Origin of the sequence: Kitasatospora sp. NPDC093806 (assembly GCF_040683335.1) — a bacterium.
Classification (GTDB): domain Bacteria; phylum Actinomycetota; class Actinomycetes; order Streptomycetales; family Streptomycetaceae; genus Kitasatospora.
Window position 1 is genome coordinate 14,564 of sequence record NZ_JBFBDO010000029.1, and the last position, 13,136, is coordinate 27,699.

General features: G+C 74.3%; 8 protein-coding genes. All 8 read right to left on the minus strand.

The genetic code is table 11. The annotated features are described in order from the left end of the window. Positions 1-53: 53 nt before the first annotated feature. On the minus strand, positions 54-2,966 hold the full coding sequence (locus AB0N76_RS16830; RefSeq protein WP_363557835.1) for an EAL domain-containing protein: 2,913 nt from the start codon (positions 2,964-2,966) through the stop codon (positions 54-56). A 685-nt stretch (positions 2,967-3,651) separates the two neighbouring features. Continuing rightward, a complete protein-coding gene (locus tag AB0N76_RS16835; RefSeq protein WP_363557721.1) occupies positions 3,652-6,687 on the minus strand; it encodes an AAA family ATPase in 3,036 nt (1,011 codons plus the stop codon). Between the two features lie 131 nt (positions 6,688-6,818). Continuing rightward, the gene (locus AB0N76_RS16840; RefSeq protein WP_363557723.1) at positions 6,819-6,980 is read right to left on the minus strand and encodes a hypothetical protein; all 162 of its coding nucleotides are present in this window, start codon (positions 6,978-6,980) and stop codon (positions 6,819-6,821) included. 225 nt (positions 6,981-7,205) lie between these two features. Continuing rightward, the gene (gatB, locus tag AB0N76_RS16845; RefSeq protein ID WP_363557725.1) at positions 7,206-8,714 is read right to left on the minus strand and encodes an Asp-tRNA(Asn)/Glu-tRNA(Gln) amidotransferase subunit GatB; all 1,509 of its coding nucleotides are present in this window, start codon (positions 8,712-8,714) and stop codon (positions 7,206-7,208) included. 79 nt (positions 8,715-8,793) lie between these two features. Continuing rightward, positions 8,794-9,033 carry a hypothetical protein gene (locus AB0N76_RS16850; protein WP_363557727.1) on the minus strand — a complete coding sequence of 80 codons (240 nt, stop codon included), beginning with the start codon at positions 9,031-9,033 and terminating at the stop codon, positions 8,794-8,796. Beyond that, positions 9,030-10,523 (minus strand): Asp-tRNA(Asn)/Glu-tRNA(Gln) amidotransferase subunit GatA, encoded by a 1,494-nt coding sequence (gene gatA / locus AB0N76_RS16855; protein WP_363557729.1) that lies wholly within the window; start codon positions 10,521-10,523, stop codon positions 9,030-9,032. The genes AB0N76_RS16850 and gatA overlap by 4 nt, the downstream gene beginning before the upstream one ends. Positions 10,524-10,528: 5 nt before the next feature. Then, positions 10,529-10,825, minus strand: a complete 297-nt coding sequence (gatC, locus tag AB0N76_RS16860; RefSeq protein WP_035845952.1) for an Asp-tRNA(Asn)/Glu-tRNA(Gln) amidotransferase subunit GatC — start codon at positions 10,823-10,825, stop codon at positions 10,529-10,531. 213 nt (positions 10,826-11,038) lie between these two features. Beyond that, positions 11,039-12,829 (minus strand): bifunctional diguanylate cyclase/phosphodiesterase, encoded by a 1,791-nt coding sequence (locus tag AB0N76_RS16865; RefSeq protein ID WP_363557732.1) that lies wholly within the window; start codon positions 12,827-12,829, stop codon positions 11,039-11,041. Positions 12,830-13,136: the final 307 nt, after the last annotated feature.

A 13,136-nucleotide genomic window follows, 5' to 3' on the forward strand; every position in this document is an offset into this window, starting at 1 on the left:
ACGAGAATTCGGGTGCGCATGGCAACGACCTTCCTCCCGTCAAGGGTCGACTGTCAAGCAGGTGGGACGACAGTCTCGCCATGCGGACCCCCTCCCGGACCGGCGACGGCCCGGTGTTCGGGCAGGTCGGAGCCGTTGTGGTGAGGTACGACACGTCCCCCGCCGGGCTCGCCGCGGCCACTCGTCCGGGTGTCCGCGGCCAGGTAGCCGCGCCGGGCCGCGAGCGAGCCGAGCGGCCGGGGCACCGGGAAGGCCCGGCGGGCCAGCGCGCGCCGCAGCCGGGTCTCGTCCAGCGGCGCGGAGAAGGCCGAGCCCTGGACCTGGCGGCAGCCCAGCTCCTGCAGCACGGCCACCTGGCGGGGCAGGTCGACCCCCTCGGCACCGGTGACCAGGCCGAGGTCGCGGCCCAGCCGCAGGGCGTGCCCGGCCAGCGTCCGGCCGAGCGCCGACTCCCCCAGGTCCTGGACCAGCGCGCGGTCCAGCTTGAGGCCGTCGAACGGGAGCCGGGCCAGCGAGCCGAGCGAGCCGTTGCCGGCCCCGAAGCCGGCCAGCGCGGTGGAGACGCCGAGCCGGCGCAGCGCGGCCAGCCGGCGGCCCAGCTCGTCGGCCAGCTCGTCCGGGCCCATCCGGGCCACCTCGACGATCAGTTGGCCGCCGGGCAGCCCGCTGTCGCGCAGCGCCGCGACCACCGCCTCGTACAGGCCGGGCGAGCAGAGCCGCTCGGCGGAGAGCCGGATCGAGACCGGGACGGGCGGGGTGCCGGGGCGGCCGCGGGCGGGCAGGCCGCGGCGCAGCGCGGCGGCGGTGACCGCCTCGCGGATCAGCCAGCGGGAGAACCGGGCGGCGGCGTCGCCGTGCTCGGTGGAGCGCAGGAACTCGGCCGGGGTGAGCAGCAGGCCCTGGCTGGAGCGCCAGCGGGCCTGGGCCTCGACGGCGGTGACCACGCCGGTCGCGAGGTCCACCACGGGCTGGTGGAGCAGTGTGAAGCCGCCCTCCCGGACGGCCGCGCGGAGCCGTTCGTCGAGCTCGGTGCGGCGCTCCAGGTCGGCGCGCATGGCCGGGGTGTAGAGCATCACCCGGCCCTTGCCCTCGGACTTGGCGCGGTACATCGCGAGGTCGGCGTTGCGCATCAGCTCGTCGGCGGCGGCCCGCGGGTCGGCGGCCGGGCCGCGTTCGGGGGTGCCGAAGGCGATGCCGATGCTGGCGGCGACGCTGAGTTCGGTGCCGCCGATCCAGTACGGCTCGGAGAGCGCGGTGCGCAGCCGTTCGGCGAGCTCCTGGACCTGGAGCCGGCCGAGCGGGCCGCAGACCAGGGCGGCGAACTCGTCGCCGCCGAACCGGGCGACGGTGTCCCCGCAGCGGACGGCGCCCTGGAGTCGGCGGGCGGCCTGCACCAGCAGCTCGTCGCCGACCTGGTGGCCGGCGGTGTCGTTGACGGCCTTGAAGCCGTCCAGGTCGAGGAAGAGCACCGCGACCCCGGCGCCCGCCTCGTCCTGCGGACTGCGGGCGGCCAGCGCACCGCGCAGCCGCTGGGTGAACAGCGCCCGGTTGGGCAGGTCGGTGAGCGGGTCGTGGAACGCGTTGTGCTGCAACTGGGCCTGGAGCATGACCCGTTCGGTGACGTCGCGGCTGTTCAGGATGAGGCCGTCGCGGTACCGGTCGACGGTCGACTCGACGTGCAGCCACTCGCCGTCGCCGGAGCTGATCCGGCACTCCACCCGGGCGGCGGGCAGCGGCTCGGCGCCCGGGTCGCGGTGGGCGGCGAGCCGGCCGCGGGCCAGGAAGCGGCGGACCTCCAGCAGCACCCGGTCGATGTCCTCGGGGTGGATGAGGTCGAGCAGGTTGCCGCCAACCAGCTCCTCCGGATCGCGCCCGTAGACGCCGAGCGCGGCCGGGGATACGTAGGAGAGCACGCCGTTGGCCCCGGCGATCATGATGACGTCGCTGGAGCCCTGCACCAGGGAGCGGAAGTGCGCCTCCTTGTGGGCGAGTTCCTGGGCCAGCGAGAGGTTGTCGAGCAGCATGATGCCCTGCCGCAGGATCAGCGCCAGGCCGACGGTGCAGGCGGCCGAGGCCACCACCCGGTCCAGCGAGCGCCCGCCGAGGGCGTTGTAGAGGATGCCGGCGGTGCAGACCGCGGCGGCCGCGTACGGGGTGAGCGCGCTGAAGGTGGTGGCGACCCGGCGGCGGGGCAGGCCGCCGAGCGCGGGGTGTTCGCGCAGCTGCGGGCGGCGCCAGCGCGGGGACCAGGGCGCCCAGGCGAGCAGCAGGCTGCCGGCGAACCAGCCGGCGTCCAGGAGCTCGCCGGAGTGGTAGCTGCCGCGCAGTTCGGGCGAGGTGAACAGGGCGTCGCACAGCACCGTGACGGCGAGGCCGACCATCGCGGTGTGCACGGCGGCCCGGTTGCCGTCCCGGCCGCCGAAGCGCAGGCCGACGACCAGCGAGACCAGCAGGATGTCCAGCACCGGGTAGGCCAGGTTGAGGGCCAGCCGCAGCGGGGAGCCGGCCTCGCCGGCGGCGGTGCGGCCGAGCGCGAGGCTCCAGCTGAGGGTGAACAGCGAGCCGGCCACCAGCCAGCCGTCCAGCAGCAGGCAGAGCCAGCCGGCGGCGGTGCGCGGGCGCTGGGCGAGCACCAGGACGCCGGTGATGGCGAGCGGGGCGAACAGCAGGAAGGCGTACTCGGCGAGCGAGTTCTGCGGCAGCGGGGTCCGTTCGACCAGCTCGTACCAGCCCCAGGTGCCGTTGCCGAAGGCGACCATGAGCGAGGAGAGGCCGAACAGCAGCCAGGCCGGGCGGGCGTGGCCGCCGACCGTGCAGCCGTAGGCGAGGCAGGAGAGCGCGGCGGCGAGGGCGGCCGCGGCCAGGCCGAAGTCGCCCATGAAGACGGCGAGCTGGCGCGAGCCCCAGCCGAGTGCCGCGCCCAGGGTGTAGGCGAGGCAGAGCAGGGCGAGGGCGGCGCCGGGCAGCTTCCGGCTGTAGAGCGCCCGGCCGAGCGCCCCGGGTCTGCCGGGGCCGGCCGCCGGACGGGGCGCGGGTGGGCCGCCGAGGGGAGGGCCGCCGACGGCCGGTCGGCCCACGGCCGGGCGGCGGGCCGGTGGAGCGGCCGCGGGCGCACTGTGCCGGGGCCGGCCGGTCACCGGCCGGCTGTCGGGCGGGCTGTTCACCGGCGGGCTGTTCACCGGCTGGCCGTTCACGGGCGGGCTGCTCACGGGCAGGTCGGCGTCCGGCACCTCCGGTCGTCCGGCCCCGGGCAGCACCGCGTCGGTGGAGCTCACTCGACCTCTCCCCCTCCGGACCGGGACCTGGCGCCCCGGCCACGGACCACCGGCCGCGCGCCTGGTGGCCGTACGCGGTGACCTGGCGCCCCGTCAGGGCGGTGGCCCAGGGGACGGGGGGCCCGCGGGCCGCCTCGCCACACCGATGTTCCCGTTCGGGACCCTACACCACTTCGGTCACTCAATGACACGCACACTCAACTTAGAGTAATGGTGCGGAGGCGGGGAATTGCACCCGATTCCGCCGAAACGGGCCGGTTGGCGGGGGCGCGCGGGCGGGGGCTCACGCGGCGCGCACGGGAGCACGCGGCGGCGCCCGCCGGTCGGCGGCCGGACGGGTGCGGACCCGGCCGGCCGGCCGGCCGACGGCGGGCGGTCAGCGGCCGGACGGGGCCAGATCCTCGGGGAACAGCCGCAACCGGTGGGCCAGCGCGGCGGCTTCGCCCCGGCCGGTCACCGCGAGCTTGCCGAGGATGTTGGAGACGTGCACGCTGGCGGTCTTCGGCGAGATGTACAGTTCCTCGGCGATCTGCCGGTTCGTGCGCCCCCGGGCGAGCAACCGGAGCACGTCCCGCTCACGGGGGGTGAGGCCGAAGGAGTCCACGGCCGGTGCCGCCGGGGCGGGCGCGGGACGGCGCGCGGTGAGCGCCAGGCCGGCCCGGTCGGCCAGCGCGTCGATCTCGGCGCGCAGCCCGACATCGGACCGGGCGGACGCCAGTTCCCGTGCCTCGCGCAGCAGTTCGGCCCCGGTCTCGCGGCGGCCGGCCAGCACCTCGGCCTCGCCGGCCCGCAGCAGCGCGTGGCCCAGCGGGTACGGCAGGCCGGTCGCGCGCAGCTGTTCGATCGCGGCGGCCCAGTGCGCCGGGGTGTCCGCCCCCTCGGCCCGGGCCAGTTCGCCCGCCAGCAACCGGGCCCAGCCGTGGTGCAGCGGCGCGGTCGGGGTCAGCCCGGCGGCCACCGCGGCGATCCGGGCCAGCACGGCGGCCCGGCCCGCCTCGGCCTCCGGCAGGCCCCGGCTGTCCGCCTCGACGGCCGCGCCGTCGGCCAGCAGCGGGTAGACGTCGGCCAGGTAGCCGCAGGGGAAGTCGCCGTCCAGCGCGGCGATCAGCTCCGCCCGGGCGTCCAGCGGGCGGCCGGCCCGGACCGCGACCCGCAGCGCCAACCGGCTGATCGGGATGGAGTGCTGGATCTGGCCGACCCGGTTGGCCACCCGGGCCTGGGCGAGCATCCCGGCGGCGGCGGGCAGGTCGCCGCGGAGCAGCGCGAGTTCGCCCCGCATCCGGTCCAGGAACTCCGCGTGGGTGCCGGTCGGGCTGGTCAGGTCGCCGTCGGCGAGCACCCGCTCGGCCTCGTCGATCCGCCCGAGGTCCATCAGCGCCTCGGCGAGGTTGCCGGTCAGGATGGTGCCGATGTTGCGCTGCAGGCCGTTGCCGCGGGCCGCCTCCAGCCCCTCCCGGGCCAGCGCGGCGGCCTCCTCGGCCCGGCCGAGCCCGCGCTGCATGGAGGCCAGGTTGTTGATGCCGCGCAGCAGCAGGTCGGGGGCGCCGAGCCGGCGGGAGGCCTCGACCGCCGCGGTCAGCTGGGCCACCGCCGCGTCCGGGTCGGCGTCCAGGTCGTTGCGCAGCCCGCCGAGCGTCATCAGGGCGTGCTGCTCGACCGCGTGGGCGCCCACCTCGCGGGCGATCCGGACCGCGCGCTCGGCGAGTTCGACCAGTTCCGGGCGGGGGTTGGAGAGCATCGCGGCGCCGGCCCCGAGCGCGAACACCTCGGCCTGGACGGCGGACGGCGGCAGGTGCTCGACCAGCCGGTGCGCGTGCGCGATCTCCTCGGTGTCCCCGGAGCGGCGCAGGTGGCCGAGCATCCGGGCCCGGTTGATCCGGAACCAGGCGGCGCGGGCCGGGTGCTCGGTCTCGTCGACCAGTTTGAGCGCCCGCCGGGACAGGCTCAGGCCGCGCTCGCGGTCCCCGCTGCGGCGGGCCGCGACCACCGCCTCGGCCAGCACGTCGATCAGGCAGAGCCGGTCGCAGTCCTCGTCGTGCGCGTCGGCGTCGCAGGAGCACGGCGGGTAGGTCTCGGCCCAGTCGTAGGGCCGCAGGGTGCCGGTGAGCCGGTCCTCGGGGACCTCGTCCCAGAGCTCCAGGGCCCGCTCCAGCATCCGCAGCTGCTCGGCGAAGGCGTTGCGCCGCCGGGCCTCCCGGGCGGCGTCCAGGGCGGTCGGCAGGGCCCGGCCGGGATCGTGCGCGTGGTACCAGTAGTTGGCCAGCCGGGCGGGCCGGACGTCGGCGCCGACCAGCTGCGGCTCGGCCTCCAGCGCCTCGGCGAAGCGGCGGTTGATCCGGTGCCGCTCGCCGGGCAGCAGGTCGTCCGAGACGGCCTCGCGGACCAGCGCGTGCCGGAACCGGTAGCCGTCGCCGTCGGTGTCCGGGCGCAGGATGTTGGCGCCGACCGCCGAGCGGAGCGAGTCGATCAGCTCCTCCTCGTCGTCCAGGACGGCGGCGAGCAGGGCGTGTTCGACGTAGGAGCCGCCCTCGGCGGCGATCCGCAGCACCCGCTGGGTGGGCTCGTCCAGCGCCTCGACCCGGACCAGCAGGATGTCCCGCAGCGAGTCGGTGAGGCCGGCGAAGCAGCCCTCCCGGAAGGCGGTGGCGAGCTCCTCGACGAAGAACGGGTTGCCCTCGGAGCGGCGGTGGATGCGCTCGACCAGCTGCCGGTCGGCCACCTCGGTGCCGAGGATGCCGGCCAGCTGGGCGGCGACCTCGCCTGGCCCGAACCGCTCCAGCTCGATCCGCCGCACGGTGCGCAGCCGCTCCTGCTCGGCCAGGAAGGGCCGCAGCGGGTGGCGGCGGTGCAGGTCGTCGCTGCGGTAGGTGGCGACCAGCAGGACGCGGGCCCGGTGCAGGGTGCGGACCAGGTAGGCGAGCAGCTCCCGGGTGGACCGGTCGGACCAGTGCAGGTCCTCGACCGCGAGCACGAGGGTACGTTCCGCGCCGAGCCGTTCGAACAGCAGTGCCGTGTGCTCGAACAGCCGGGCCCGGCCGTACTCGTCGTTGGGTTCGCCGTCCGCCTCGCCAAAGTCGGGCAGCAGCCGGGCGAGATGGCCCTCCAGGCCGGCCGCGGCGGTCTCCAGTCCGGCGCCCAGGGTGCGGTGCAGCCGGCGCAGCGCGGTGGCCAGCGGGGCGTACGGCAGCCCTTCGGCGCCGACCTCCAGGCAGCCGCCGAGAGTGGTGAGCACGCCCTGCTCGTCGGCCTGGCGCAGGAACTCCTCCAGCAGCCGGGTCTTGCCGACGCCGGCCTCGCCGCCGATCAGCACGGCCTGCGGCTCGCCGGCGGCCGCCCGCCGCAGCGCGTCGGTCAGATCGGTGAGCTCCGGGGCGCGGCCGACGAAGACGGGACTCACCGATATCTGTTGCATGGAGGCGAGCATGCCATAAACGTCCTGCGCCGTCCGAGGGGTTATCCCGGCCCCCGTACGCCCGGAGGGGGAGGCGCCGACCTGCGGCGTCTCCCCCTCCGTGTCCTGCTCGGCACCTTGGTGCCGGTTCGTCAGCATTCGGTCGCGCGGACGGTGCGGCGCTGGGCGCGGAAGCCGACGTTCGGGCGCCAGCCGGTGCGCTTGACCGTCTTGGCCTCGCGGACCAGACGCTCGTGCCGGGCCTGGGCCTGGAGTTCGTACTCGTGCTGCTTGATGAGCTCGTACTCGATCACGGTGTGTCCCCTCAAGGGTTTCGGTGGTGCCGTTTCCTTCTGGGCTAAAGCTTCCTCTCCCAGGGGGGTGCCGGGCATCGGGCGCCTGCCGGATCTTCCGGGGGCGGTTCGCCTTAGATCGGGGACCTCAGGCATGGCAAAGGCCCGGTCTCACCCCTTATGAAGGGTAAGACCGGGCCTTAGGCATCTAAGTAGGCCTTAGAAAGCCTTAGACGCCTTGGAAACTCAGGCGGAGGCGCCCAGCTTCTCCAGGATCAGGTCCTTGACGCGGGCCGCGTCGGCCTGGCCGCGGGTGGCCTTCATGACCGCGCCGACCAGCGCGCCCACCGCGGCGACCTTGCCGTCGCGGATCTTGGCGGCGATCGCCTCGTTCTCGGCGATGGCCTGGTCGACCGCCGCGCCGAGCGCGGAGTCGTCCGAGACGACGGCCAGGCCGCGCTTCTCGACGACCTCGTCCGGCTCGCCCTCGCCGGCCAGCACGGCCTCGATGACCTGGCGGGCCAGCTTGTCGTTCAGCTTGCCCTCGGCGACCAGCGCGGTGACCCGGGCGACCTGCGCCGGGGTGATCGGCTGCTCGGTCAGCTCGGTGCCGGTCTCGTTGGCCCGGCGGGCCAGCTCGCCCATCCACCACTTGCGGGCCTGGTCGGCCGGGGCGCCGGCGGCGATGGTCTGCTGGATCGGCTCGACCGCGCCGGCGTTCAGCACCGACTGCATGTCCTTGTCGGTCAGGCCCCACTCGGCCTGCAGCCGGGCCCGGCGCACCCGCGGCAGCTCGGGCAGCGCGGCCCGCAGCTCCTCGACCCAGGCGCGGGCCGGGGCGATCGGCACCAGGTCCGGCTCCGGGAAGTAGCGGTAGTCCTCGGCGTTGTCCTTGATCCGGCCGGCCGTGGTGCTGCCGTCGTCCTCGTGGAAGTGCCGGGTCTCCTGGACGATCGTGCCGCCGTCGGTCAGCACCGTGGCGTGCCGCTGGATCTCGAACCGGGCGGCCCGCTCGACGCTGCGCAGCGAGTTGACGTTCTTGGTCTCCGAGCGGGTGCCGAAGGTCTCGGTGCCGTTCGGGCGCAGCGACAGGTTGACGTCGCAGCGCATCTGGCCCTTGTCCATCCGGGCCTCGGAGACGCCCAGCGAGCGGATCACCTCGCGCAGCTCGGCGACGTACGCCTTGGCGACCTCGGGGGCGCGCTCGCCCGCTCCCTCGATCGGCTTGGTGACGATCTCGATCAGCGGGATGCCGGCCCGGTTGTAGTCGAGCAGCGAGTGCGTGGCGCCGTGGATCCGGCCGGTCGCGCCGCCGACGTGGCTGGACTTGCCGGTGTCCTCCTCCATGTGGGCGCGCTCGATCTCCACCCGGAAGGTCGAACCGTCCTCCAGCTGCACGTCGAGGTAGCCGTTGAAGGCGATCGGCTCGTCGTACTGCGAGGTCTGGAAGTTCTTCGGCATGTCCGGGTAGAAGTAGTTCTTCCGCGCGAACCGGCACCACTCGGCGATCTCGCAGTTCAGCGCCAGGCCGATCTTGACGGCCGACTCCACGCCCACCGCGTTGACCACCGGCAGCGAACCGGGCAGGCCCAGACAGGTCGGGCAGACCTGGCTGTTCGGCTCGGCGCCCAGCTCGGTCGAGCAACCGCAGAACATCTTGGTCTTGGTGCCCAGCTCGACGTGGACCTCAAGGCCCATCACCGGGTCGTACGACGCGAGAGCGTCCTCGTAGGAGACCAGGTTCTTGACGCTCACAGCGTCCCCTTCACTTAAAAGTCTTCGGAGGTGCAGGCCCGGCCGGTACGGCGGTACCGGCCGGGCCGCGCGGGCTCGGTCAGCCCAGCAGGACGTCGTCGTCGCCGAGGCGGCGCAGCTCGCGCACCAGCAGGGCGGTGCCGGTGATCAGGGCGGCGGCGCCGACCAGGGCGTTGACCAGCTTGAGGGTGTCGCTCTCGTCGCGGGCCTTGCGGACGTCCTTGACGACGGAGATCGCGCCGAACGCGCTGGTCCCGATGGACAGCCAGAGACCGGGCTTGGAATGCTTGAAGCCCTTGGCCTTCTCGATCTTGCTCACAGTGCCGGTGCCTCCTCCAGCAGGGTGTGCCCCCACTTGTCGTTGAGTGCGGCCTCCACGGCGCCGCCCACGCGGTACAGGCGGTCGTCCGCCATCGCGGGCGCGATGATCTGCAGGCCGACCGGGAGATTGTCCTCCGGGGCCAGGCCGACCGGCAGCGACATGGCCGCATTGCCCGCCAGGTTGGACGGAATCGTGCAGAGGTCGGCCAGGTACATCGCCATCGGGTCGTCGGCGCGCTCGCCGATCGGGAAGGCGGTGGTCGGCGTGGTCGGCGAGACCAGGACGTCCACGCCGGCGAAGGCGGCGTCGAAGTCGCGCGAGATCAGCGTGCGCACCTTCTGGGCCGAGCCGTAGTAGGCGTCGTAGTAGCCCGAGGAGAGCGCGTAGGTGCCGAGGATGATGCGGCGCTTCACCTCGGCGCCGAAGCCGGCCTCACGGGTGAGCGCGGTGACGTCCTCGGCCGAGCGGGAGCCGTCGTCGCCGACCCGCAGGCCGTAGCGCATCGCGTCGAAGCGGGCCAGGTTGGACGAGGCCTCGCTGGGCGCGATCAGGTAGTACGCGGGCAGCGCCAGGGTGAACGACGGGCAGGAGACCTCGACGACCTCGGCGCCCAGCTCGCGCAGCAGCTCCACCGACTCGTTGAAGCGCTGCATCACGCCGGCCTGGTAGCCCTCGCCGGCGAACTCCTTCACCACGCCGATCCGCATGCCGCGCACGTCGCGCAGCTTCGCGGCCTCGACCACGGCCGGGACCGGCGCGTCGATCGAGGTGGAGTCCAGCGGGTCGTGCCCGGCGATGGCCTCGTGCAGCAGCGCCGCGTCCAGCACGGTGCGGGCGCACGGGCCGCCCTGGTCCAGGCTGCTGGAGAAGGCCACCAGACCGTAGCGGGACACCGAGCCGTAGGTCGGCTTCACGCCGACGGTGCCGGTGACGGCGCCGGGCTGGCGGATCGAGCCGCCGGTGTCGGTGCCGATCGCCAGCGGGGCCTGGAAGGCGGCCAGCGCGGCGGCCGAACCGCCGCCGGAGCCACCGGGGATGCGGGAGAGGTCCCACGGGTTGCCGGTCGGGCCGTAGGCGGAGTTCTCGGTGGAGGAGCCCATCGCGAACTCGTCCATGTTGGTCTTGCCGAGGATGACCACGCCGGCGTCCTTGAGACGCGTGGTCAGGGTGGCGTCGTACGGCGGGATCCAGCCTTCGAGGATCTTGGAGCCGCAGGTGGTCGGCACGCCCTTGGTGGTGAAGACGTCCTTCAGCGCCAGCGGGACACCGGCCAGCGGGCCCAGCTCCTCGCCCTTGGCGCGCTTCTCGTCGACGGCCCGGGCCGCGGCCAGCGCGCCCTCGGTGTCGACGTGCAGGAAGGCGTTGACCTTCTTGTCGACGGCGTCGATCCGGTCCAGGTGCGCCTGCGCGACCTCGACGGCGGAGACCTCGCCCTTGGCGATGGCGCCCGCGGTCTCGGCGGCGGTGTACTTGATCAGCTCGGTCATCTCGGTCAGTCCTCCCCGAGGATCTGGGGAACGCGGAAACGCTGCTCCTCGGCGGCCGGGGCACCGGCCAGCGCCTGCTCCGGGGTGAGCGACGGCCGGACCTCGTCCGCGCGCATGACGTTGGTCAGCGGCAGCGGGTGGGAGGTGGGCGGGACGTCCTGTCCGGCGACCTCGGAAACGCGGGCGACCGCGCCGATGATCACGTCGAGCTGCTCGGCGAAGTGGTCCAGCTCTTCGGCCTGCAACTCAAGACGCGACAGCCGAGCGAGGTGGGCGACCTCCTCGCGCGTGATGCCAGGCATGCAGCGATCCTCAGGGGGTGAGTTCTGGTGAGGCCCGGTACCGCCTGCCGGCGGCGCCCGGGCCCGGGCGGCAGCGGCCGGGTCCGGCGCTTCCGTCCTCTTGGTCTGTGGGCCCCATCCTATGGGGCGCGACCCGGCCACCGGCCAACGAGTAACGGCGGGCCCCGGTCACCCCCGCCGCGCGGACCGCCGCGCCGCGGTCGCACGGCCGCCTCACTGCGGGCGGGTCTGCGCCCAACTCTGCTGCCCGGGCGCCTGGATCTCGGCCCGCGCGGCCTGCACCGCCTGGATCACCGGCGGCAGGACCGGCTGGATGGCCGGCTGGATCACCGACGGCAGCACCGGCTGGATGGCGGACGGCAGCCGGTCCGCGGCGGACAGCCGATCGGCGGCGGACAGCCGGTCGGCCGAGGCCCCGGTGAGCCGCTCCACCGGCGAGGGGCCGGTGCGGTGCACCCGCAGCCAGGCGGTGGCCTGCTCGGCCGGCAGCGCCGCCGACACCAGCCAGCCCTGCACCGCGTCCACGCCCATGCAGTTCAGCCGCTCCCAGGTCTCGTCGTCCTCGACGCCCTCGGCGACCACGGTCAGGCCGAGCGAGTGGGCCAGCTCGACCGAGCAGCGGACCACCGCCGCGTCGTGGTCGTCGGCGACCATCCGGGAGACGAAGGACCGGTCGATCTTCAGCTCGCCGACCGGCAGGCTGCGCAGCCGCACCAGCGAGGAGTGGCCGGTGCCGAAGTCGTCCAGGGACATCCCGACGCCGTAGCCGCGCAGCTCGGCGAGGGTGTCGGCGGCCCGCCGCGAGTCGTCCAGCAGCAGCCGCTCGGTGATCTCCAGCTGGAGCGCGTGGGCCGGCACCTGGTGGCGGACCAGGTGGCCGGCGACCCGCTGGGCGAAGCCGGGGTTCAGCACGTCGCGCGGCGAGACGTTCACCGCGACCTGCACCTGGAGCCCGAGCTCGCGCCAGTGCGCGAGCTGGCCGACCGCGGCCTCCAGCACGTAGTCGGTCAGCCGGGGCATCAGCCCGCTGGACTCGGCGAGGCCGACGAACTCGTCCGGCGAGACCTTGCCCTGGCCGGGCCGCTCCCAGCGGAGCAGCGCCTCCAGTCCGACCACCCGGCCGTCGAAGGCCACCTTGGGCTGGTAGTGCAGCTGCACCTCGCCGGTCTCCAGCGCGCGCCGCAGGTCGCCCAGCAGCCCGATCCGGTACGGCGTGTCGGCGTCCTGCGCCTCGTCGTACTGCTCGACCGAGGTGCGGCCGCGCTGCGCGTGACCCATCGCGACGTCGGCGCGGCGCAGCAGCGACTCGGCGTCCTGGGCGTGCTGGGGGAAGACGCAGACGCCGGCGCTGGCCTCCAGGACCAGCAGCAGGCCGTCGAGGCGGATCGGCGCGGCCAGTTCGGCGATCAGCGCCTTGGCCACCTTCTCCAGCGAGTCGGGGCAGCCGATGCCGGGCAGCAGCACGGCGAACTCGTCGCCGCCCATCCGGGCGACCATCGGGCGGCCGCGGTAGTGCCGGGGCAGGCCGGCGAAGACGTCGTCGATCGACTCGCGGGTGGCGCTGCCGACCGCTCCGCCGGAGCGCAGCGCCCGGTGCAGTCTTCGGGCGATGTGGACGAGCAGCCGGTCGCCGGCGGTGTGACCGAGCGTGTCGTTGAGCGATCGGAAGCAGTCGAGGTCGAGCAGGATCAGTCCGACGCTGTACCCCTCGGCGTGCTCGGCGATCGCCTCCTGGGCGGCGAGCAGTAACGCCTGGCGGTTGGGCAGGTCGGTGAGCGGGTCGGTCAGCTGGTCCCGGGCCCGGTCCCGGGCGATCCGCCAGGCCGCGACCAGGACGGCCAGCGGCACCGCGAACAGCGGCAGCAGCTCGGGCTCGTAGCGGTAGACCAGCACGGCCAGCGGGATGAGCGGCGCGGCGCCGGCCAGCAGCACGCCGAGCAGCAGGACCGCACCTGCCACCCCCTGCGGCGGGCGTGTGGGCGCACCGCCGGTCGTACGATCCATAAGCCCAGTCCTCCGTCGGGCCCGCCCCGTCAGGCCGCCTAGCGGTGAGGCACCGTACCGGTGCCGGCAGCCTGCCGGGCATGGAGCGGCCCCGCGGAGTCCGGCTCAGCCGGTACCCCCACCCCTGCTGACACTCTGTTGCGCTCCAGGGTATGCGCGGCTTCACCCAACGGGCAGACTTTCGGACAACCGGAAATACGCCACCGCGCTCCGGTGCCGCACAGTGACACAATGCCCGCTCTCACTGTGCGGCACCCGATGACGTTGCATCAGGACGATAACAAGCCGGATTCGGCGCTTCCGCGCG